Source organism: Methylobacterium sp. CM6246, from assembly GCF_054818005.1.
Genome location: NZ_JBTXKY010000001.1, coordinates 5,174,163 through 5,196,687, shown reverse-complemented (window position 1 = coordinate 5,196,687; position 22,525 = coordinate 5,174,163). Strand labels below are relative to the sequence as shown.

The window sequence follows — 22,525 nt, the reverse complement described above, 5'->3', positions numbered from 1 at the left end:
GCATGGCCGTCTCCCTCGACATCGCCGATCTGCGCGCCCGCAAGGCCTCCGCGCCCGTCGACCTCGCCGCCACCCAGGGCGACGGGCTCGGCTGCCACGCCGGCAAGGACGCGATGCGGGCGGCCGCCGAGGCGGCCGGTATGTCGGAGACGCTCGCGAAGCTGCGGGAGGATTATCCGCAGGGTCCGCACGACCAGCCGCAGAGTATGTGTCCCGCCTTCGGCTCGCTCCGGGTCGGCCTGCGCATGCGCCGCACCGCCACGATCCTGTCCGGGTCGGCCTGCTGCGTCTACGGATTGACCTTCACGTCGCACTTCTACGGTGCCCGGCGCAGCGTCGGCTACGTGCCGTTCAACTCGGAGACGCTGGTCACCGGCAAGCTGTTCGAGGACATCCGCGATGCGGTGTTCGCCACGGCCAAGCCCGCGGATTACGACGCCGTGGTCGTCATCAACCTCTGCGTGCCCACTGCCTCCGGCGTCCCCCTCCGCCTGTTGCCGAAGGAGATCGACGGCGTCCGGGTGATCGGCATCGACGTCCCGGGCTTCGGGGTTCCGACCCATGCCGAGGCCAAGGACGTGCTCGCCGGCGCGATGCTGAAGGTCGCCCGCACCGAGGCCGAGCAGGGTCCGGTCGCGACCCCGCGCGGCGGCCGGTCGGAGCGCCCGAGCGTGGCGCTGCTCGGCGAGATCTTCCCGGCCGACCCGGTGGTGATCGCCGGGCTATTGGAGCCTCTTGGCCTCGCGGCCGGGCCGGTGGTCCCCACCCGCGAATGGCGCGAACTCTACGCCGCCTTGGATTGCGCCGCGGTCGCCGCGATCCACCCGTTCTACACCGCCTCGATCCGGGAGTTCGAAGCGGCGGGCCGGCCGGTCATCGGCTCCGCGCCGGTCGGTGTCGACGGCACTGCCGACTGGCTCGACCGGATCGGTGAGGCCTGCGGCGTCGCCCGGGCCACCGTCGAGGCGGCCAAGAACCAGCTCCTGCCCGGCATCCGCGGCGCGCTTGCCGCCATGCCGATCAAGGGCCGGATCACGCTCTCGGGCTACGAGGGTTCGGAACTGCTGGTCGCGCGGCTCCTCGTGGAAAGCGGGGCCGAGGTCCCGTATGTCGGCACCGCTTGTCCGCGTACGCCGTGGTCCGAGGCCGATCGCGACTGGCTGGAAGCCCGCGGTACCCAAGTTCGCTATCGGGCCTCCCTCGAGGACGACCTCTACGCCCTCGACGCGCTGAAGCCGGATCTGGCCATCGGCACGACGCCGGTGGTGCAGAAGGCCAAGGAGCGCGGCACGCCCGCCCTTTACTTCACCAACCTGATCTCGGCGCGCCCGCTCATGGGCGCGGCAGGAGCCGGCTCCCTGGCGCGGGTGATCAACGCCGCGCTGGCCAACAAGCCCCGCTTCGATGCCATGCGCGACTTCTTCGAGGGCGTCGGCACCGGCTTCTCCGCCGGCGTCTGGCAGGACACGCCGCAGCGGCGGCAGGGTCCGAAGATCGAAGGCCCGATGAAGCCGATCGGGGAGATGGTGTAATGCTGATCCTCGATCACGACAGGGCCGGGGGCTACTGGGGCGCCGTCTACGTCTTCACGGCGATCAAGGGCCTGCAGGTCGTCATCGACGGCCCGGTCGGCTGCGAGAACCTGCCGGTCACCTCGGTGCTCCACTACACCGATGCGCTGCCGCCGCACGAGCTGCCGATCGTCGTCACCGGCCTCGCCGAGGAAGAACTCGGCCGCCACGGCACGGAGGGCGCGATGAAGCGCGCCCACGCCACCCTCGATCCGGGCCAGCCCAGCGTGGTGGTCACCGGTTCGATCGCCGAGATGATCGGTGGCGGCGTGACCCCCGAGGGCACCGGCCTCCAGCGCTTCCTCCCGCGCACCATCGACGAGGACCAGTGGCAGGCCGCCGACCGCGCCATACGCTGGCTCTGGCAGGAATACGCCGCCAAGAAGTTCGCCAAGAAGGGCATCCCGGCGCGTCCCGAGAAGAAGCCCGGCGAGCGCCCGCGGGTGAACATCATCGGCCCGGCCTACGGCACCTTCAACATGCCCTCCGACCTGGCCGAGATCCGGCGCCTGGTGGAAGGGATCGGGGCCGACGTGAACCTGACCTTCCCGCTGGGTTCGCACCTCGCGGACGTGCCCAAGCTCGTCAACGCCGACGCCAATATCTGTCTCTACCGCGAGTTCGGCCGTCTCCTCTGCGAGGATCTGGAGCGGCCCTACCTGCAGGCACCCATCGGCATTCTATCGACCACAAAGTTCCTCCGCTCGCTCGGTGCGATCCTCGGGCTCGACCCGGAGCCGTTCATCGAGCGCGAGCGCCACACCACGATCAAGCCGGTCTGGGATCTGTGGCGCTCGGTCACGCAGGATTTCTTCGGCACAGCCAGCTTCGGCATCGCCGCAACCGAGACCTACGCCCGCGGCGTCCGGCACTTCCTCGAAGACGAGATGGGCCTGCCCTGCAACTTCGCCTTCAGCCGGTCGGCAGGGCAGAAGCCCGACAACGAGGCCGTGCGAAAGGCCGTCGCGGAGAAGACGCCGCTCGTGCTGTTCGGCTCGTTCAACGAGCGGATGTACCTCGCCGAATGCGGCGCCCGGGCCACCTACATCCCGGCCTCGTTCCCCGGCGCCATCATCCGGCGGCATACCGGCACGCCGTTCATGGGCTACGCCGGGGCGACCTATCTGGTCCAGGAAGTCTGCAACGCGCTGTTCGATACCCTCTTCCACATCCTGCCGCTCGCCCGCGACATGGACAAGGTCGAGGCCACACCGGCCCGCATCCATCGCGAGCTGCCGTGGGACGAGGCGGCGCGCGCCGCCCTCGACGAGCTGGTCGAGGCGCAGCCCGTGCTGGCCCGTATCTCCGCCGCCAAACGCCTTCGCGACGCCGCCGAGCGCGCCGCACGCACCGCTGAATCCACCGCCGTCGCCCCCGCCCACGTGGCGCGCGCGCGCGCAGACCTTGCCGGGGGAATCCCCGCATGAGCCGCCTTTCCGTTCCCCTGAGAGGAGACCTGACGATGCGTACGATGGTCCCGACCGCGCGCCTGCACCAAGAGGCGCTGCAGTTCCGGCTGATCCTGGCCGTGACCTACCCGTGCTTCCTCGCCGCCGCCGCCTTCAACCGCGTCCGGCCGGCCCATGGGGCCTCGCGCCCCGCGTTCGCGTCGGCGCGCCGCTCCGTCTTCGGCGAGGCGCGCGCCATGGCCGTTCAGGCGATCCCCTTTGCCTTCATGGGCTGAACGCCCTGATCGAGACGCTTCCGTCCGGTGACGCGGGGGGAGGTCAAGCCGTGACCGCCTAGAGCACCACGGCAGCACCCGTCGCCCTTCGCAAGGAGTGCGGCCAACACACGGAGGTCTGAACGATGGCCGGTGGACCCGTTGCAACAGAAAGACCGAGCAGCCTGTCCGGGCTGACGGAACCGGAAGCCAAGGAGTTCCACGCGATCTTCCTGACGAGCTTCCTCATCTTCACGGCGATCGCCGTGGTCGCCCACATCCTCGTGTGGATGTGGCGTCCGTGGCTTCCCGGACCGCAAGGCTACGCCTCTCTCGAAGGCGTCACCGATGCGGCCCGCGCCTTCGTCACGATGATCGGCTGAGGAGGATCGCATGCATAAGGTTTGGTTGCTGTTCGATCCGCGGCGCACGCTGGTGGCTCTGTTCACCTTCCTCTTCATCCTGGCGCTGCTGATCCACTTCATCCTGCTCTCGACCGACCGGTTCAACTGGCTGGAAGGTCCGCGGCAGAACAAGGCGGCGAGCAACATCACGCTCGTGCTGCCCAGCATGCCCGCCTGACCCAGGCTGGCCGGGACCGCGGCTCCAAGGGGCCGCGGTCCAAAAAATCCCAAAAAATTGCGGCCGGGCTGAGGAGTGTCCGCCATGGCGATGCTGAGCTTTGAGCGAAAGTACAGGATCCGGGGCGGTACGCTGCTCGGTGGCGACCTGTTCGACTTCTGGGTCGGGCCGTTCTTCGTCGGATTCTTCGGCGTCACCGGGCTGTTCTTCACGGTGCTCGGCACCGCGCTGGTGATCTACGGCGCCGCGATCGGGCCGACCTGGAACGTCTGGCAGATCAACATCGCGCCGCCCGACATCAGTTACGGGCTGAAGCTCGCGCCGCTGAAAGAGGGAGGCCTCTGGCAGATCATCACGTTCTGCGCGCTCGGGTCGTTCGTCTCCTGGATGATGCGCGAGGTCGAGATCTGCCGGAAGCTCGGCATCGGCTACCACGTGCCGGCGGCCTTCGGCATGGCGATCTTCGCCTACTTCACCCTCGTCGTGGTCCGGCCGTTCCTGATGGGCGCCTGGGGCTATGGGTTCCCGTACGGCATCCTCAGTCACCTCGATTGGGTGTCGAACACCGGATATCAGTACCTACACTTCCATTATAATCCCGCGCATATGCTGGCCGTGACCTTCTTCTTCACGACCACCTTGGCGCTCGCCATGCACGGCGGCCTCATCCTCTCGGCGACCAACCCCAAGAAGGGCGAGACCGTGAAGACCCCCGAGCATGAGGACACGTTCTTCCGCGACACGATCGGCTACTCGATCGGCACGCTGGGCATCCACCGCCTCGGCCTGTTCCTGGCGTTGTCCGCGGGCTTCTGGAGCGCGGTCTGCATCGTGATCAGCGGGCCGTTCTGGACGCAGGGCTGGCCGCAATGGTGGGGCTGGTGGCTCAACCTGCCGGTCTGGCGCTGAGATTCCCGTCGCCCGCCGAGAATCGGGCGAACCGATACCAATGATCCAGGCCGGCTCCGCATGAACCATGCGGCCCACCGGGGGGAGGGCGGGCGATGACCTATTACCAAAATATCTTCACACAGGTTCAGGTGCGCCCGCTGGAGCCGGAGAACGGCGTCCCGGTGAGTTCGAACGAGCGGGTCGGCAAGCCGTTCAACAGCTACCTGTTCGGCTTGCTGGGCAACAGCCAGGTCGGTCCGATCTACATCGGCTACGTCGCGGCGCTGTCGATGGTCTGCGGGCTGATCGCCTTCGAGATCATCGGGCTGAACATGTGGGCCTCGGTGAACTGGGATCCGGTTCAGTTCGTGCGGCAATTGCCCTGGCTCGCCCTGGAACCGCCACTGCCGAAATACGGGCTCAAGGTCCTGCCGCCGCTCAACGAGGGCGGCTGGTGGCTGATCGCCGGTTTCTTCCTCACCGCCTCGATCCTGCTGTGGTGGGTCCACCTCTACCGCCGGGCGCGGGCGCTCGGGCTGGGCACCCACGTGCCATGGGCGTTCGCCTCGGCGATCTGGCTCTACCTCGTCCTCGGCTTCATCCGGCCGCTCTTGATGGGCTCCTGGTCCGAGGCAGTGCCGTTCGGGATCTTCCCCCACCTCGATTGGACAGCGGCATTCTCGCTCCGCTACGGCAACCTGTTCTATAACCCGTTCCACATGCTCTCGATCACGTTCCTGTACGGATCGACGCTGCTGTTCGCGATGCATGGGGGCACCATCCTGGCCTGCTCCCGCTACGGTGCCGACCGTGAGATCGACCAGATCGTCGATCGCGGCACCGCCACCGAGCGCGCCGCCCTGTTCTGGCGCTGGACCATGGGTTTCAACGCCACGATGGAATCGATCCACCGCTGGGCCTGGTGGTTCGCGGTGCTGACGACGCTGACCGGCGGGATCGGGATCCTGCTCACAGGCACCGTGGTCGACAACTGGTATCTCTGGGCCGTCAAGCACGGCGTCGCCCCGTCCTATCCGCAGGTCTACGGCCCGATCGTCGACCCCGCCCATCTCGCACCCGGCATGAAGCCGTGAGGAGGCCGTCATGAAGACGATTCTGGCGGTGGTCGGCGGGGCCCTCGCCCTGTTCCTCACCATCGCGATGTTCGGGGGCGCGGGCTGGACCCATCCCCCCATGGCGGCCAAGCAGACCGGCTTCCGCGGCACCGGCATGGACCTGATCCGCACCCGGGCCGGCAACGAGGCGCTCGCGGCGGCCAACGTCGCCCCGGCCCCCGCCGACCCGGCCGAGGCCGGCGGCGACAAGGCCTCGGCGGTCTACGAGAACGTGCAGGTCCTGGGTGATCTCTCGGCCGAGCAGTTCAACCGGCTGATGGTGTCGATCACCGAGTGGGTGGCGCCCCAGCAGGGCTGCACCTACTGCCACAGCACCGAGAACATGGCCTCCGACGAGTTGTACCAGAAGCGGGTCGCCCGTCGGATGCTGCAGATGACCCAGACGATCAATACGTCCTGGAAGGAGAACCACGTCCACGAGGCGGGCGTGACCTGCTACACCTGCCACCGGGGCAATCCGGTTCCGGCCAACATCTGGTTCGACCGTCCCGTCCAGGGCGAGGGCCGGTTCATCCCGCGCAACAACAGCCAGAACATGGCGTCCGCGGAGGTTGGCAACACTTCGCTGCCCTACGACGTCTACCAGGCGTTCTACCAGCACAAGGACACGTCCGAGGACGCGGTGCGGGTCAACGGCACCACGGTGCTGCCCGTGACCAAAGGCAAGCCGATCCAGGACGCGGAGAAGACCTTCGCGATCATGATCAGCATGTCGCAATCGCTCGGCGTGAACTGCACCTTCTGCCACAACACCCGGTCGATTGCGCAATGGGACACCAGCACGCCCAACCGGGTCCATGCCTGGTATGGCATCCGCATGGTGCGGGACCTGAACCAGGACTTCATGGAACCGCTGACCTCGACCTTCCCGCGCAACAGGCTCGGCGCGATGGGTGACGTGCCGAAAATCAACTGCGCCACCTGCCACAACGGCGCCAACAAGCCGCTGAACGGAGCCAACGTGATCGGCCCCTATCCGGAACTCTCGCATCCGACCATCGAGGCGAGCTTGCCCACCGGCGAGGCGAAGGATCCGATCCCGGGTACCAATACGCCGGCCCTGAAGCCGTCGAAGCCCTGACACGACCGCACGAGGCGCCGGAGACGATCCGGCGCTTCGTCGCGCTCCAGCTACAGGGAACCGCCGCGCTGTAGGGACGTCGATTGTGTACGGCCGAGCTCGGCCCCTGGAGGCGCCCGTGACCATCACCATCTCAAACCTTCAGCCGATCATCGCGATCCTGGCCGGCATCCTGATCCTGATCGCGCCGCGTCTGCTCAATTACATCGTGGCGATCTACCTGATCGTCGTCGGCGTGATTGGTCTCGGCCTGCTGCGCGGCTTCTCGTAAAGCCGGTCTGCACGCGCGATTCCTGACAGACTTCGCTGCGCGTCAGTCGTGCGCGCACAAGCCCGCAATGCGTTCATCTTGCGTTGCGTTGCGGGATGGTCCAACCCGCGCCCATCAGCTCGGCCTGTGCCGGGCATCAGACACGGACGGGTTCGACATGGCGACCGGCAGCGCGAAGTGGGTCTACGCCTTCGGCGACGGCAAGGCGGAGGGCAAGTCGCAGATGCGCGACCTCCTCGGCGGCAAGGGCGCCAACCTGGCCGAGATGTGCAACCTCGGCCTGCCCGTCCCCCCCGGCTTCACCATCACGACCGAGGTCTGCACGTCCTACTACGACAACGGCAAGGCCTATCCGCCGGAACTGAAGAAGCAGGTCGCCGCCGCGCTGAACCAGATCGGCACCCTCACCGGGCGTAAGTTCGGCGACGCAGCGAACCCCCTGTTGGTCTCGGTCCGCTCCGGCGCCCGCGCTTCGATGCCGGGCATGATGGATACGGTGCTGAACCTCGGCCTCAACGACCAGACCGTGCTGGCGCTGGCCAAGGAGGCCGACGACGAGCGCTTCGCCTACGATTCCTACCGCCGCTTCATCACCATGTATTCGAACGTGGTGCTGGGCGTTGAGCACCACGCCTTCGAGGAGGCGCTGGAGCACTACAAGGAAGGCAAGGGCTACGACCTCGACACGGAGCTCGGCGCCGAGGACTGGAAGACACTGATCCAGACCTACAAGAAGATCGTCCGCGACGAGCACGGCTCCGACTTCCCGCAGGTCGCCGAGGATCAGCTCTGGGGTGCGATCAGTGCGGTGTTCAACTCCTGGATGATTCCGCGGGCTAAGAAGTACCGCGAGCTGAACAGCATCCCGGAGAGCTGGGGCACGGCCGTGAACGTCCAGGCCATGGTGTTCGGCAACATGGGCGACACCTCGGCCACCGGCGTCGCCTTCACGCGCAATCCCTCCACCGGCGAGAAGGCGCTCTACGGCGAGTTCCTGATCAACGCCCAGGGCGAAGACGTGGTCGCGGGCATCCGCACGCCGCAGAACATCACAGAGAAGGCCCGGATCGAGGCCGAGAGCGACAAGCCTTCCATGGAGAAGGCCATGCCCGAGAGCTACGCGGAGCTGACCCGGATCTACGGGATCCTGGAAGCGCATTACCGCGACATGCAGGACATGGAGTTCACCATCGAGAAGGGTAAGCTCTGGATGCTCCAGACCCGCAACGGCAAGCGCACGGCCAAGGCGGCCCTGCGCATCGCCGTGGATCTGGCCGGCGAGGGGCTGATCTCCCGCGAGGAGGCGATCGGCCGGGTCGAGCCCTCCGCCCTCGACCAGCTGCTGCACCCGACGATCGACCCCAAGGCGGACCGCAAGGTCATCGCCTCCGGCCTGCCGGCTTCCCCCGGGGCGGCCACCGGCGAGATCGTGTTCAACTCCGAGGACGCCGAGGCCCTGCGCAAGGCCGAACGCAAGTGCATCCTCGTGCGCATCGAGACCTCGCCCGAGGACATCCACGGCATGCACGCCGCCGAGGGTATCCTGACCACCCGCGGCGGCATGACCAGCCACGCGGCGGTGGTCGCCCGCGGCATGGGCAAGCCCTGCGTCTCCGGCGTCGGCTCGATCCGGATCGACTACAAGGCCCAGACCATGAAGGTCGGCGACGCCACCCTCAAGGCCGGCGACCGGATCACCATCGATGGCTCCACCGGCCAGGTGATCCAGGGCGAGGTGAAGATGCTGGAGCCCGAGCTGTCGGGCGACTTCGCGACCCTGATGGAATGGGCCGACCAGTTCCGCGGCATGAAGGTGCGGGCCAACGCCGACACGCCGACCGACGCCCGCACCGCGCGGAATTTCGGCGCGGAAGGAATCGGCCTGTGCCGCACCGAGCACATGTTCTTCGAGGGCGACCGCATCATCGCGGTCCGCGAGATGATCCTGGCCGACGACGCCGAGGGCCGCCGGACGGCGCTCGCGAAGATCCTGCCCTATCAGCGCCAGGACTTCGTCGAGCTGTTCACGATCATGTCCGGCCTGCCGGTGACCATCCGCCTGCTTGATCCGCCGCTGCACGAGTTCCTGCCGCATACCGATGCCGAGGTCGCCGAGGTCGTGAAGGCGACCGGCGTATCGGAGGACAAGATCCGCCACAGGATGCGGGAATTGTCCGAGCACAACCCGATGCTCGGCTTCCGCGGCTGCCGCCTGGCGATCGCCTTCCCGGAGATCGCGGAGATGCAGGCCCGTGCGATCTTCGAGGCCGCCGTGCAGGCCGCCGCCGATACCGGCAGCCCCGTCACCCCCGAGGTGATGGTGCCGCTGGTGTTCACCCGCATGGAGTTCGACATCGTGAAGGCGCGGATCGACGCCATGGCCAAGGCGGTGTCCGAGGAGAAGGGCGCCACCCTGGACTACCAGGTCGGCACCATGATCGAGCTGCCGCGGGCGGCACTCAAGGCCGGTGAGATCGCCCAGACCGCCGAGTTCTTCTCGTTCGGCACCAACGACCTGACCCAGACGGCGCTCGGCATCTCCCGCGACGACGCGGCGACCTTCCTGGGTCCCTACACACAGAAGGGCATCCTGGCGGCCGACCCGTTCATCACCATCGACCAGGAGGGCGTGGGCGAGCTGGTCCGCATCGGCGTCGAGCGCGGCCGGGCCACGCGTCCGGACATCAAGCTCGGGATCTGCGGCGAGCATGGCGGCGACCCGGCGTCGATCGGCTTCTGCCAGGAGGTCGGGCTCGATTACGTCTCCTGCTCGCCCTACCGGGTGCCGATCGCCCGCCTCGCGGCGGCCCAGGCAGCCCTCGGCAAGGTGCAAGGCAAGGAAGGCTGAGCCGGCTATCCGTGGCCGGTATCGGGGGCGGGTCGCCGCCGTCGATACCGGCCGTCAACCAGGACCGATGAAACACTGTTGAAAAAGCGTTTGCGGCTGTTGAACCGGGCCTAGAACGGAACGTTTACTAATTGATCCGGCCGATCGCGCGTGGTGCACATCGCCCCGTGCCGGGCCCAGTGTCAGGCGCCAGAATCACCAGCCATGATTCCCCGTAGCCCACCTTCGCTCTACGTCTACGCCGGCCAAGCGGCTCCCGTCCCGCGGGCGGCCGTGCGGGCCTACGTCGCGACGGTCGCCGGCCTCGGGGCGATCACCACCGCCGTGATGCTGATGATGTCGGTCGCGGCCAATAGCGGCGGCGAGGCCGAGCGTATCGCCGACACGCAGGACGACGGCTACGCCGCGACCCTGGTCTCCGCCCTGGCGATCAACCTCTCGAAGCCGTTGCGCTGAGCTCAGGCTTTTCTACCCATCCCGGTCTCAGCGCGTTCCGGCCGTCGTGCGCGTAGCCGAGCCGGTGAACCGCGCCGCCGTGAGTTCGTCGCCGGGGCTCTTCGCGCTGAATTTGGTCGCCACCGGTCCCGGCCTTGCCGCCACGACTGCATCCGGAGCGGCCTCGCGCAGACGCGTGGCGGCAACGCGAACCGGGGCGTTGCGGCTTGCCGGCGCGGTGACCGGACCAGTGGACGCCGCCTCGAACAGGGAGCGCAACTGCGCCTTCGCGTCTGCATCGGCCGCCACCAGGGGGCGCCGTGGGGCCGGCTCGACGGCAGCATCCTTCGCCAGAGCCCGCGTTGCGGTCGGAGCCGACAGGTTGGCCATGCCGCCCGCGAGCGAGGCGAACTGAATAGGACGCGGCGGCGGCAACGGCATGGTGATGGCGGCCGCGGCCACGACGGCGAACCCGGAGGGCCGGCGCGGCGGCAGGGGTGCGAGAATACCCGCCACGGCCTCGTCGGCGCCCGTAGACGGCTTCTCCACGGTGAGCAGGGCCCGTGCATCGACCGGCGGGCTTACAGCGGTCCTGGCCTGGTCCTGGCGGGTGAACGTGTTGCGAAGCGTGTCGTCTGCGTTCGGTGCGGCGTAGGCGAGGGCGGCGCGGGTGCCGACCGGATCCTGCGGATCTGCGCTGGCCACCGCGACGACGGGGGCCTGGCGGCCTCTCTTCGCGACGGGCGCCGGCGGCGGTGGCGCGACGGGCTCCGGCGTGGAGGAGCCGCCACCGAACAGGCTCGCCAGGAAGCCGAACAGGCCCGGCCCGTCTTCCTCCTCGCCGCTCGCCATCTGGGTGGTGAGGCCGGCAACGGTGCCGCCGCGCGCCAGGATCTCGGCTTTCGCCTCCTCGTAGCGTGGGAACGGGCGGTTGTCGCTCGCGAGGTGGACGGTCTTGCCGTCCGGGAACAGCCGGGCGAGCTGGTCGTGGGTCATGCGCGGCCACATCCGCACGGAGCCGACGTCGAGATGGACGAAGGGCGTGCCGGCATGCGGATACCAGCCGACGCCGCCGCGCTGCATCTGCAGCCCGACTTCTCGAATCCGGTCGATCGAGACTTCAGGCAGGTAGAAGTCCATCGCCTTGCCGAGCATGTGCTGGCTGAACTCGGCGACCATCCGGGAGCGGCGGCGCAGCATCGCGTTGGTGCCGGGCGAGCGATAGGCCGAGACGACATGGATCGGCTGGGTCGCGCCGACCTGCCGGTAGGCCTCCCAGACCGTGTCGAACAGGCGCGGGTCCATCTTGATCGGCTCGTTGACGCGCCAATCGCGCAGGAGCCAGTTCATTTGCTCAAGGGCCGCGCGGTCGTACCGGCCATCGCGCTTGAACGTGATGGTCGCGCTCTCCTTGGTATGCGTGTGGTAGATCGTGAGCGTGCGGGTATCGCCGTTGGCCACCGCGTTCTCGGTCTCGACCGTTCCGGCGATCAAGCCGAGGGCCGTGCCGCACAAGGCGAGGACGAGGTGTCGGGCGGTTCTGCGAAGGCTCGGCACGGTGGTCCTGATCCTCTCCCGAACCCGCATAGGGTGCTCGGCGGATGTCTGGTCGCGGCGGCTGGCCGGTGACGGCCGACATCGCTTCCCTTCGCCGAGTCTGCGATGGGAACGGCTAAGGCTGGACCGTGGCGAAATCGTGCCCGGCTGTGCGGCCGCGCACCTGTGAGTTGAAGGCGCGGTTCGGTGGCGCGCCTACCACCAGCCCCGCGACACAGGCGCGGGGGCGGGCGTCCACAGCCCGGGCTCCCCGTATTCCGGCGCACCGTCCGCGCGGGCGGCCCGGCGCACGCTCCGACGCGGCGAATCATAGTCGTCGTAACGGTCGCTGGGCTGAACGTCGGAGTAGCGGCGGGCGCGCGCGGCCTCACGGCGCGGGGCCGGATGGGCCTGGGCCACCGGCGCGGCCTCGGGCTTCCTGCGCGCCTTCTCCTCCGGGAGCTTGGCGATCGCCGGTCCGCCGCCACCGGGCAGGCCGAGCGCGGCGCGCATCGGCGCGTCGTACCCGTAGAGATCGGGGAGGGTGCGGAACGTGCCGCCGTCGTCCACGTAGGCGGTGAAGTAGGCCAGATGCACCGGCAGCTTCGCGGGCAGCCGGATCGTGCGCTCGCCCTTGCCGATCAGCTTCTTGAGCCGCGCCTCGGACCAGTCCGGCAGCACGGCGTCGGCCAAGCGGAAGGGGTCGTCGACGCGGACGCAGCCATGGCTGAAATCACGCTTCGCCGCGGAGAACAGCGACCGGTTCGGCGTGTCGTGCAGGTAGACCGCGTGCTGGTTCGGGAACATGAACTTGATGAAGCCGAGCGCGTTGCGCTCGCCCGGGGGCTGACGCAGCGAGATGTGGCCGCCGTGGCGCACCACCTCGTATCCGCCCCAGGTCTTGCCGCCGTAACCTGCGAGCTTCGGCGCCATGGTTTTCAGGATCGAGGGCGGCACGTACCACGACGGGTTCACCACCGCGTATTCCATCAATCCGGAAAAGAGTGGCGTGCGCGATTCCGGCTTGCCCACGATCACGCGGGCCTCGTCGCGCAGGCTGCCGCCCCGATAGGCACGCAGGCGGTATTCCGGGATGTTGACCAGGATGTAGTCGGGGCCGAGGTCGCCCGGCAGCCAGCGCCAACGCTCCATGTTGACGATCACCTCGGCCTCGCCGCCGCTCGCGCGAGCAGGCCGGCCGGCGTCGGCGAGCGCCAGGACGGTCTGCACGTTCAGCACGCCGTTCCCCGGCAGGCCGCGGCCGCGCTGGAACTTCGCCACCGCATCGGCCACCGCGGCATCATACTCCTCCGGCTCGCCCGGCGCACGGTCGAGCGTCCCGGGCGGGCGCGTCTCGAGAGCGAAATAGGTACGCAGAAGCGGCACGCGCGGATCCCGCATGCCGGTTTTAAGGGCCGGCCCCGGGGCCAGGCGCAACGGCTTCACAGCCGTGGGGGCTGGCCCGCGCAGCGTGGCGAGTCGTGTCTTGAGAGCCTGATAGCCGGCCGTGGAGGGATTGTACGCCTCAAGGGCCTCGCCAGCCTTGGAGCCCGCCTCGGACAGCTTGGTCAGCACCGCGCTGGCATCGGGCAGATCGAGCTGCGGGGTGATGAGACGAGAGATCGAGGCGAGGTTGATGCGGCCGCCCCGGGCGTCCTTGGCGTACAGCAGAGCCGCCGCCGAAAGCCGGAGATCGGCATCGGCCACCGCCTTCGCGTCGGGCGTTCCGGCAAGGGTGGGGACCGTGTAGGCCCTGGCGTCGAGCCCGTCCTCAGCGGCAGCGGCAAGGCGCGCCGAAACCAATTTGGCCGCCTCGGTCCAGCCCCCGTCGGCGATCCAGAGCGGCTTGTCGGCCCGCGCCTCGTAGAACGCGCGAATCCCCTCACGGTCCTTGCCGGTGAGGCGAAGCAGCAGCGGTGCGGTGTCGGCGAACCGTGCGTAGATCGCGGCGCCGAGCGGATCGGCCGGCGCGACGGGCGCCGTCACCACCGGCGCCGGGGCCGGTTCGGGCTTCGGCGCCTCGGGCTTGTAGTCGGGCAGGGCGGTCGACACTGGATCGGAGCCGGTCGGTGCCGCTTGCGCGGGCTCGACCGGGTGCGCAGGCGTGCCGAGGACCGCCGGGTCCAGCGCAACCGTCTCGGCGCCGAGCGCGCCAGCCGATGCCAGCGATCCGGTCAGTAGGGCGGCCAGCGCGACGAGGCTGGAGCGCGGGACGCGCATCGTGATCTCCCGGGACGCGGCGGCAGGGCCGCACGCTCAGATTGTGATTATCCGCTCAAGCGTGGCGTTGAGCAACTGCAGTCTTCGTCGTCTAGTCTTCAGTTTCTGCGTCGTGACATCTGGTCGGAATAGCAAACGACATGGTGTCGCTTGGTCACGCTCATGGGCTCGACAGAGCCGGGAAGTCGTTCGTCCGGACGTCGCTCCAGGAACCGCGCAGTGCGCTAGCGCACCCAGCGCGGGTCAGGCGGCGTCCTCGGTCTTCTCGTCGCCTTCCAGACCGAGGTCCTTCAGCTTGCGGTAGAGGGTGGATCGGCCAATTCCGAGGCGGCGGGACACTTCGGACATGCGCTGCCGATAGAATTGCAGCGCGAAGCGGATGATCTCAGCCTCCAGCACATCCATGGTCTTCATCTCGCCGGTCTCTTCGGTGACCAGCGACATGGCATGCGGGTCGCGGACCTCGACCCGGACGATCTCGCGCACCGGCTCGGGGGCGTAGGCCGGCATCTGCGGCTGAGTGGGCGCTGCCGGGATGCGGACGTCGAAACCTTCGACCTGCGCGGCGATCTGCGGGAACTCGGCCACAGTCAGTTCGTCGCAATCGGCAAGCACCACGGCGCGGAACAGGGCGTTCTCCAACTGGCGGACGTTGCCGGGCCAAGGATAGCGGGTGAGCAGCGCCATCGCCTCCGGGGTGACCGCACGGACCCGCTTGCCCTCCTCGGCTGAGAACCGGGCGCAGAACGAGCGCACCAGATCCGGGATGTCCTCACGTCGGGCGCGCAGGGGCGGCAGCGTCATGGGGAAGACGTTGAGGCGGTAATAGAGGTCTTCGCGGAATTTGCCCTGCTTCACGAGATCGAGCAGCGAGCGGTTCGTGGCGGAGACGAGGCGGATGTCGACGCGCACGGAGCGCTTGCCGCCCACCGGGTCGACCTCGCCTTCCTGAAGCGCGCGCAGCAGCTTGACCTGTGCGTCGAGGGGCAATTCGCCGATCTCGTCGAGGAACAGGGTCCCCCCCGACGCCTCGACGAACTTGCCGGCATGCTTTTCGGTGGCGCCCGTGAAGGCGCCTTTCTCGTGCCCGAACAAGGTCGACTCGACGAGGTTTTCCGGGATGGCACCGCAATTGACGGTGACGAACGCCTTGCCGCGCCGGTCGCCCGACCCCTGGATCGCCCGCGCCAGCACCTCCTTGCCGACGCCGGACTCGCCTTCGATCAGAACCGGGATGTTCGATTTGGCCGCGCGCTCGGCGAGGCGGATGACCCGCTCCATGTCGGGGCTCTTGGATGTCAGGTCCTTGAAGGTCAGCACCCCGGAGGCGCGGCGGCGCATGCGGCGCACCTCCTCCTCCAGCACGTCCACCCGCAGGGCGTTCTTGATCGAGACCTGGAGGCGCTCGGCCCCGGCTGGCTTGACCACGAAGTCGACGGCGCCCGCCCGCATGGCGTTGACCACGGCGTCGATCGAGCCGTTCGAGGTCTGCACGATGACGGGCGTGTCGAGCCCGCTGCTGCGCATCTCGGCGAGCACGCCGAGCCCGTCGAGACCCGGCATCACCAGGTCGAGGAGGACCACGTCCGCACCTTCGGTCTTCAGCACGGTCAGCGCGTCGGCACCGGTCTCGACCACGCGCGCGTTGAAACCGAACCGGCGCACCGCCGCCTCGGCGAGGCGCCGCTGAACCGGATCGTCGTCCACGATGAGAACGGTGGTGGACATGGCGGCTCCCTGATCGGCGAGTCAGGCCTGGACACGGCTCGGGACAAGCCCGCACCGCACCGCCCGAGTCGGCGACTGTTTCGTTTCGAACCGTAGGGTGCCGGAGAGACGTAAAGTGGCGCTTAACGACGTTTGCATTCGGTCGTCATCGCGTCGGGGCGACCCGTGCCGTTGAACGCGTGGCCGCGCGCTCGATATCACGGTACGAGGCTGAGCCCCCAAGAGGATCGCGAGATATGATGCCGAGCACCACCGCTTCGCCGGTGAACGTCCGTCTGCCGGAGGGCGTGAGCGCCGCACGCGCCGCCGCCAAGGCCGTCGACCTCGGCCATCTCCCGGAATGGGACCTGTCGGACCTCTATTCCGGTCTCGATACCCCGGAATTCGCAGCCGACATGGCCCGAGCCGAGGAGATGTGCCGCGGATTTTCAGAGCGCTATGCCGGCCGGATCGCCGAGCTGGCCGCTGCGCCGAATGCGTCCGACCGCCTCGTCGAGGCGGTTCAGGCGTACGAGGGTATCGAGGATCTGCTCGGCAAGCTGATGTCGTTCGCCGGCCTGATCTATTCCGGGGATACGACCGACGAGGCGCGGGCCAAGTTCTACGGCGACACCCGCGAGCGCCTGACCGATGCCTCAGCCGACCTGCTGTTCTTCGCCCTCGAACTGAACCGGGTCGACGATGCGCTGATGGACACCGCGATGTCCCAGGGACCGCTGGCGCACTACGCGCCCTGGATCGAGGATCTGCGGCGCGAGAAGCCGCACCAGCTCGACGACCGAACCGAGAAACTGTTCCTCGAGAAGTCGGTCACGGCCAACGCCGCCTGGGACCGGTTGTTCAACGAGACGATCGCGGCCTTGCGCTTCACCGTCCAGGGCGAGCAGATGCCGCTCGAACCGACGCTCAACAGGCTGCAGGATCCGGATGGCGCCGTCCGCCGCGAGGCTGCGGGCGCGATCAGCGAGGTTCTGCGTGGCAATCTCCGTGTCTTCACGCTGATCACCAACACTCTCGCGAAGGATAAGGAGATCTCCGACCGCTGGCGCGGGTTCAAGGACGTCGCCGACGCGCGCCACCTCGCCAACCGGGTGGAGCCCGAGGTGGTCGCCGCCCTCGTCGACGCCGTGCAGGCGGCCTATCCGCGCCTCTCGCACCGCTACTATCGGCTCAAGGCCAAGTGGTTCGGCCAGGATGCGCTGCCCTACTGGGACCGCAACGCGCCGCTCCCGAAGGTCGAGCAGCGTACGATTCCCTGGACGGAGGCGCGCGACACCGTGCTGTCGGCCTACGACGCGTTCTCGCCGAAGATGGCCGGGATCGCGAAGCGGTTCTTCGACGAGCGCTGGATCGACGCGCCGACGCGGCCCGGCAAGGCGCCGGGCGCCTTCGCGCACCCGACCGTGCCCTCGGTGCACCCCTACGTCCTCGTGAACTATCAGGGAAAACCGCGGGACGTGATGACGCTCGCCCACGAACTCGGTCACGGCGTCCATCAGGTGCTGGCCGGTCCGAACGGCGCCCTGATGGCACCAACGCCCTTAACCCTCGCCGAGACGGCCAGCGTGTTCGGCGAGATGCTGACCTTCCGCAAGCTGCTGGCCGAGACCACCGACACGACGCAGCGCCGGGCCATGCTCGCCGCGAAGGTCGAGGACATGATCAACACGGTGGTGCGCCAGATCGCGTTCTACTCGTTCGAGCGGAAGGTCCACCTCGCCCGCGCCAAGGGCGAGTTGACCAGCGACCAGATCAACGCCCTCTGGCTCTTGGTCCAGGCGGAATCGCTGGGGCCGGCCATCACCCTCGATGCCGGCTACGAGCCGTTCTGGGCCTATATCCCCCACTTCATCCACTCGCCGTTCTACGTCTACGCCTACGCGTTCGGCGACTGCCTCGTGAACTCACTCTACGGAGTCTACGCGAAGGCCGAATCCGGCTTCGTGGACCGCTACTTCGCGCTGCTCGCAGCCGGCGGCTCGAAGCCCTACGGCGAGTTGCTTGCACCGTTCGGCCTGGACGCTCGGGACCCGGGTTTCTGGCAGATCGGGCTCGGGATGATCGAGGGGATGATCGTCGAGCTTGAAGGGATGGAGGTGGGGGCCTGAACCACTTCCAGGCACGCCTCCGCGGTGTTATACATTGCGTATAACACCGCGGAGGTTGGTCATGAAGCTCGAGGTGAAGCGCGTCGGCAACTCCACGGGCCTGATCCTGCCCAAGGATTTTCTCGGAAAGATGAATCTCGCGCAGGGCGATTGGCTCTACGTGACCGAGAATGCAGACGGCTCCGTGCGGCTTTCCCCTTATGACCCGGCGTTCGAGAAGGGCATGAAAATCGCCGAGAAGGCGATGAAGACCTACCGGAATGCACTGGCGGAACTGGCGAAATGAGCACCGATCACGAGATCGTTTGGCTCACGAGCGAACTCGTCAAAACGTTCCACTCCCTGCAGTTGAAGCAGTTCGGCGGGCCTCCCGGCCTGCGCGACGAGGGAGCCCTCGAATCGGCGCTCGGACGGCCGGTCAATCGAATTGCCTATGCCGAGGATGGCGCTCGGATCGACCTAGCCGAACTCGCAGCAGCCTACGCTTTCGGTATCGCCAAGAACCACCCGTTCATCGACGGCAACAAGCGGGCTGCCCTTCTGGCGTTCATCACGTTCCTCGGACTCAACGACATCGATTTCATCGCCGACGAGGCTGAGGCTGTGGTGATGATACGCGGCCTCGCGGCGGGCGAGATCGACGAATCCGGCCTGACCCGTTGGATCCGAGACAACTGGCCGGCCACTTGAGACGCCGCGGCGCAGCGACCCGGCGCTCTGGCGCGCCGGCCCCGAAGGCTTATGTCCGGACCTGCACCGAGGAAGATCCTGGACAATGGCCGAGACCGACCGCGAAGCCAATCGCTTTTCCGCCCGCGCCGGGCGCTACGCCAGCGTCGGCGCCAATGTCGGTGGCGTCGCCGCCCGGATGGCGATGTCCCGGCTGTTCGGCAAGGAGGGGACGACCAGCGCAGCGGCCCTGGCGCAGGCTCTCGGCGGGCTGAAGGGCCCGATCATGAAGGTAGCGCAGCTTCTGGCCACCATTCCCGACCTGCTGCCACCCGAATATGCGGCGGAGCTCCAGAAGCTACAGGCCGACGCGCCGCCCATGGGCGCTGCGTTCGTGAAGCGCCGGATGCAATCCGAGCTGGGCATCGCTTGGCAGGGTCGTTTCGGCAGCTTCGACCTGAAGCCCGCAGCCGCCGCCTCGCTGGGTCAGGTCCACCGGGCGACGACGACGGACGGCGAGCTGCTGGCCTGCAAGCTCCAGTATCCCGACATGCAATCGGCCGTGGAGGCCGATCTGAAGCAACTCGAGATCGCCTTCGCGCTCCACCGGCGCATGAACAGCTGGCTCGATACCCGCGAGATCGCCAAGGAAATCGGCGCCCGGGTCCGCGAGGAACTCGATTACGAGCACGAGGCGAAGCACGCCAGCCTCTACGGCGAGGTCCTCAAGGATATCGACGCGGTGCGCGTACCGCGGGTCTATCCGGACCTGTCGACCAAGCGCCTGCTCACCCTCAGCTGGCTCGACGGCGATAAGATCCTGAGCTTTGCCGAGGAGCCCGTCGAGGTCCGCAACCGCATCGCGCAGTCGATGTTCAAGGCGTGGTGGCATCCGTTCAGCCGCGCGGCCGTCATTCACGGCGACCCGCATCTCGGCAACTACACCGTCTTCTCCGAGGGCGGTGAGGCGGCCGGCATCAACCTGCTGGATTACGGCTGCGTGCGGATCTTCCATCCCCGCTTCGTCGGCGGCGTCGTCGATCTGTATCGGGGCCTGTTGGAGGATGACGCCGCCCGAATCGTCCACGCCTACGAGGTTTGGGGCTTCAAGAACCTCGACAAGGAAAAAATCGAGATACTGAACATCTGGGCGCGGTTCATCTACGGCCCGCTCCTGGAGGATCGCACCCGCACCGTGGCCGATGGGGTCAAGCCGGGTGAGTACGGCCGGCGCCAGGCGTTCCAGGTGCACCAGGCGCTGAAGGAGCGGGGTCCGGTGACGGTGCCGCAGGAATTCGTGTTCATGGACCGCGCCGCCGTGGGCCTCGGCGCGGTGTTCCTCCATCTTCGCTCGGAGCTGAACTATCACCAGCTGTTCGAGGCCGAGATCGAGCATTTCTCGCTGGAGGAGCTGGCGCAGCGGCAGGCTCAGATCCTGACCCAGGCCGGATTGCCGATGCCGGCCTAGTTGGCTCCACGGGAGTCCACCGAGGGGGCAATCAACTTGCGTGCGTCCGATTGCGGCAGGAAAACGCTTGAGCTACATCCCAATGCGACCACAAGAAGTCGCATCCAAGGGAAACGAGCGCACGATGGCCGAGAGTGAGACGGTGGGCGGGCACACCTACAGCCCGGCGATGGACGCAAGCACCCACGAGCAGACCTATCGCGGCTTCGTTCGCTTCGTCGAGATCGGTACCGGGGTGGTGATCTGCTGGGTGCTGGCCCTTGCAGTGGGCGGTATCCGCGAAGCTTGGCTGCTGGCGATTCTCAGCGTGATCGTGTCGGGCGTGGCCGGCGCCGTTGGGGCGCTTGCCCCCGCGATCGGCTGGCGCGGCCCCCTCGTGGTGGCGATTCTCCTGTTCCTCTACCTGGCCTTCGCCTGAGTTCGCAAAAGATAACGGCTCGCCCCATCGGACGAGCTGTCTGATGACGCGTTGAAGCGCGGCCGTCTCGTCGGCAGGCCGCGGGTTACATTCCCACTTATTCCATCAGCGCAATCTTCTTTCGCGTCTCGAAAAGCCGTGCCGGTTCGCGCATTCGGGAGGCCAAGCTTATCCAGGGGAAGCCTCGCATGCGCATCGCTGTGCTGTCTGAGACGGACTCTGCGGAGCCGCGGGTGGCCGCGGTCCCGGAGACCGTCAAAAAGTTCAAGGCGCTCGGTGTAGACATCACCGTGCAGGCGGGGGCCGGGCAGAAGGCCGGAGTCCTGGATTCCGAGTACGAGGCGGCCGGGGCCGAGATCGCCGGCAGCGCCGCAGACGCGGCACGGGATGCCGACCTCGTCCTGAAGGTTCGGCGACCGGCCGAAGACGAGCTGTCGCTGCTCAAGCGCGGCGCCACCGTAGTCGCGATCATGGATCCCTACGGCAACGAGGCTGCGCTGAAGGCGATGGCCGATGCAGGCGTCTCGGGGTTCGCCATGGAGCTGATGCCCCGCATCACCCGCGCGCAGGTGATGGACGTACTGTCCTCGCAGGCGAACCTTGCCGGTTATCGCGCAGTCGTCGACGGCGCCGCCGAATACGGCCGCGCTATGCCGATGATGATGACCGCGGCCGGCACCGTGCCTGCGGCCCGCGTGTTCATCATGGGCGTCGGCGTCGCCGGCCTCCAGGCGATCGCCACGGCCCGGCGTCTGGGCGCGGTGGTGACCGCCACCGACGTGCGCCCTGCCACCAAGGAACAGGTCGAGTCGCTCGGAGCCAAGTTCGTCGCGGTCGAGGACGACGAGTTCAAGCAGGCCGAGACCTCGGGCGGCTACGCCAAGGAGATGTCGGCGGGCTACCAGGCCAAGCAGGCCGAGCTGGTGAAAGGCCACATCGCCAAGCAGGATATCGTCATCACCACCGCGCTGATCCCGGGCCGTCCGGCCCCGAAGCTGGTCTCCGAGGACATGGTCGCCTCGATGAAGCCGGGCTCGGTCCTCATCGATCTGGCGGTCGAACGCGGCGGCAACGTAGCGGGCGCCAAGCCGGGCGAGGTCGTGGTGACCGATCGCGGCGTGAAGATCGTCGGCCACACCAACGTGCCGGGGCGCCTCGCCGCCACGGCGTCGAGTCTCTACGCACGCAACCTCTACGCCTTCGTCGATACCTTGATCGACAAGGAGTCAAAGGCTCTGGCGATCAACTGGGACGACGAGTTGGTGAAGGCCACCAACCTGACGCGTGACGGTTCCGTGGTCCACGCCTCGTTTCAGGCCAAGACCGACGGACCGGCCTCGGAGGCTGCGGCCGTGGGTCTGGCCAAGTCGGAAACGGGTAAGGCCGAGCCTGCCCCGGCCCCATCCGACGCCCGCTGAAGACCGATCGCGAGGAGAAGCAGTATGGCAAACCTTGTCGTCCCTCCCGATCAGGCCGCTGATCAGACCCGCGTCCTGGCCGACGCGGCGCGCGCAGCCGCCGATGTCGCCCGCAACGCCGCTGACCAAGCCCAGGCCATCGCGGCCGGGATGGGCCACGGGATCAGCGCCGCCACCGGCGGCGCCGTGGACCCCTTCGTCTTCCAGTTCGCCATCTTCGTGCTGGCGATTCTCGTCGGCTACTACGTCGTCTGGTCCGTGACCCCGGCGCTGCACACCCCGCTGATGTCGGTCACCAACGCGATCTCGTCGGTGATCATCGTCGGTGCGCTGTTGGCGGCGGGCGTGCCGCTCCTGGAGAAAGGCACCGGCTGGGCCCGTGCCTTCGGATTCATCGGCATCGTCCTGGCCAGCGTGAATATCTTCGGTGGCTTCCTCGTGACCCAGCGCATGCTCGGCATGTACAAGAAGAAGGCCTGAGA

At 67.7% G+C, this 22,525-nt stretch carries 21 protein-coding genes; 18 read left to right on the top strand and 3 right to left on the bottom strand.

What is annotated here, in order from left to right:
- The first annotated feature begins 2 nt into the window (after positions 1-2).
- The 11 genes from bchY (at position 3) to ACYQPG_RS25040 (ending at position 10,499) form a co-directional block, all read left to right on the top strand.
- Entirely contained in the window at positions 3-1,532 is a 1,530-nt protein-coding gene (gene bchY / locus ACYQPG_RS25090; protein WP_419830514.1) for a chlorophyllide a reductase subunit Y, read from the top strand.
- Positions 1,532-2,998: a chlorophyllide a reductase subunit Z gene (bchZ, locus tag ACYQPG_RS25085; protein ID WP_419830513.1), complete on the top strand. Its 1,467-nt coding sequence runs from the start codon at positions 1,532-1,534 to the stop codon at positions 2,996-2,998. Before bchY ends, bchZ begins: the two co-directional genes overlap by 1 nt.
- A gap of 35 nt (positions 2,999-3,033) precedes the next feature.
- A complete protein-coding gene (locus tag ACYQPG_RS25080; protein ID WP_461231960.1) occupies positions 3,034-3,255 on the top strand; it encodes a hypothetical protein in 222 nt (73 codons plus the stop codon).
- Between the two features lie 125 nt (positions 3,256-3,380).
- Positions 3,381-3,617 carry a light-harvesting antenna LH1, beta subunit gene (gene pufB / locus ACYQPG_RS25075; RefSeq protein ID WP_147906683.1) on the top strand — a complete coding sequence of 79 codons (237 nt, stop codon included), beginning with the start codon at positions 3,381-3,383 and terminating at the stop codon, positions 3,615-3,617.
- Between the two features lie 10 nt (positions 3,618-3,627).
- Complete coding sequence (pufA, locus tag ACYQPG_RS25070; RefSeq protein ID WP_147906684.1) at positions 3,628-3,816, top strand: light-harvesting antenna LH1, alpha subunit; 189 nt, start codon at positions 3,628-3,630, stop codon at positions 3,814-3,816.
- Between the two features lie 84 nt (positions 3,817-3,900).
- Positions 3,901-4,725 carry a photosynthetic reaction center subunit L gene (gene pufL / locus ACYQPG_RS25065; RefSeq protein WP_147855260.1) on the top strand — a complete coding sequence of 275 codons (825 nt, stop codon included), beginning with the start codon at positions 3,901-3,903 and terminating at the stop codon, positions 4,723-4,725.
- Positions 4,726-4,820: 95 nt separating this feature from the next.
- Positions 4,821-5,801, top strand: a complete 981-nt coding sequence (gene pufM, locus ACYQPG_RS25060) for a photosynthetic reaction center subunit M (RefSeq protein WP_147906685.1) — start codon at positions 4,821-4,823, stop codon at positions 5,799-5,801.
- 10 nt (positions 5,802-5,811) lie between these two features.
- Positions 5,812-6,924, top strand: coding sequence for a photosynthetic reaction center cytochrome PufC (gene pufC, locus ACYQPG_RS25055; RefSeq protein ID WP_461231959.1), 1,113 nt, complete (start codon positions 5,812-5,814; stop codon positions 6,922-6,924).
- A 118-nt stretch (positions 6,925-7,042) separates the two neighbouring features.
- Complete coding sequence (locus tag ACYQPG_RS25050; RefSeq protein WP_147855263.1) at positions 7,043-7,195, top strand: DUF3096 domain-containing protein; 153 nt, start codon at positions 7,043-7,045, stop codon at positions 7,193-7,195.
- Positions 7,196-7,352: 157 nt separating this feature from the next.
- The gene (gene ppdK / locus ACYQPG_RS25045; RefSeq protein WP_461231958.1) at positions 7,353-10,043 is read left to right on the top strand and encodes a pyruvate, phosphate dikinase; all 2,691 of its coding nucleotides are present in this window, start codon (positions 7,353-7,355) and stop codon (positions 10,041-10,043) included.
- A gap of 204 nt (positions 10,044-10,247) precedes the next feature.
- Positions 10,248-10,499: a hypothetical protein gene (locus ACYQPG_RS25040; protein WP_461231957.1), complete on the top strand. Its 252-nt coding sequence runs from the start codon at positions 10,248-10,250 to the stop codon at positions 10,497-10,499.
- Between the two features lie 27 nt (positions 10,500-10,526).
- On the opposite strand, the gene ACYQPG_RS25035 is transcribed toward ACYQPG_RS25040, so the two are convergent.
- The 3 genes from ACYQPG_RS25035 to ACYQPG_RS25025 form a co-directional block, all read right to left on the bottom strand.
- Positions 10,527-12,035 carry a DUF882 domain-containing protein gene (locus tag ACYQPG_RS25035; RefSeq protein ID WP_461231956.1) on the bottom strand — a complete coding sequence of 503 codons (1,509 nt, stop codon included), beginning with the start codon at positions 12,033-12,035 and terminating at the stop codon, positions 10,527-10,529.
- Between the two features lie 195 nt (positions 12,036-12,230).
- The gene (locus tag ACYQPG_RS25030; protein ID WP_461231955.1) at positions 12,231-14,234 is read right to left on the bottom strand and encodes a L,D-transpeptidase family protein; all 2,004 of its coding nucleotides are present in this window, start codon (positions 14,232-14,234) and stop codon (positions 12,231-12,233) included.
- Positions 14,235-14,477: 243 nt separating this feature from the next.
- Positions 14,478-15,962, bottom strand: a complete 1,485-nt coding sequence (locus ACYQPG_RS25025; RefSeq protein WP_461231954.1) for a sigma-54-dependent transcriptional regulator — start codon at positions 15,960-15,962, stop codon at positions 14,478-14,480.
- Positions 15,963-16,198: 236 nt separating this feature from the next.
- On the opposite strand from ACYQPG_RS25025, the gene ACYQPG_RS25020 reads away from it, so the two are divergent.
- The 7 genes from ACYQPG_RS25020 (at position 16,199) to ACYQPG_RS24990 (ending at position 22,523) form a co-directional block, all read left to right on the top strand.
- Complete coding sequence (locus ACYQPG_RS25020) at positions 16,199-18,070, top strand: M3 family oligoendopeptidase (RefSeq protein WP_461231953.1); 1,872 nt, start codon at positions 16,199-16,201, stop codon at positions 18,068-18,070.
- A 61-nt stretch (positions 18,071-18,131) separates the two neighbouring features.
- On the top strand, positions 18,132-18,356 hold the full coding sequence (locus tag ACYQPG_RS25015) for an AbrB/MazE/SpoVT family DNA-binding domain-containing protein (protein WP_419830509.1): 225 nt from the start codon (positions 18,132-18,134) through the stop codon (positions 18,354-18,356).
- A complete protein-coding gene (locus tag ACYQPG_RS25010; RefSeq protein ID WP_419830508.1) occupies positions 18,353-18,760 on the top strand; it encodes a type II toxin-antitoxin system death-on-curing family toxin in 408 nt (135 codons plus the stop codon). Before ACYQPG_RS25015 ends, ACYQPG_RS25010 begins: the two co-directional genes overlap by 4 nt.
- An 85-nt stretch (positions 18,761-18,845) precedes the next feature.
- The gene (locus tag ACYQPG_RS25005) at positions 18,846-20,207 is read left to right on the top strand and encodes an ABC1 kinase family protein (protein WP_147938510.1); all 1,362 of its coding nucleotides are present in this window, start codon (positions 18,846-18,848) and stop codon (positions 20,205-20,207) included.
- A 124-nt stretch (positions 20,208-20,331) separates the two neighbouring features.
- On the top strand, positions 20,332-20,625 hold the full coding sequence (locus ACYQPG_RS25000) for an aa3-type cytochrome c oxidase subunit IV (RefSeq protein WP_147906694.1): 294 nt from the start codon (positions 20,332-20,334) through the stop codon (positions 20,623-20,625).
- Positions 20,626-20,813: 188 nt separating this feature from the next.
- Positions 20,814-22,043 (top strand): Re/Si-specific NAD(P)(+) transhydrogenase subunit alpha, encoded by a 1,230-nt coding sequence (locus ACYQPG_RS24995; protein ID WP_461231952.1) that lies wholly within the window; start codon positions 20,814-20,816, stop codon positions 22,041-22,043.
- A gap of 24 nt (positions 22,044-22,067) precedes the next feature.
- The gene (locus ACYQPG_RS24990) at positions 22,068-22,523 is read left to right on the top strand and encodes a proton-translocating transhydrogenase family protein (protein WP_147906696.1); all 456 of its coding nucleotides are present in this window, start codon (positions 22,068-22,070) and stop codon (positions 22,521-22,523) included.
- Positions 22,524-22,525 lie beyond the last annotated feature (2 nt).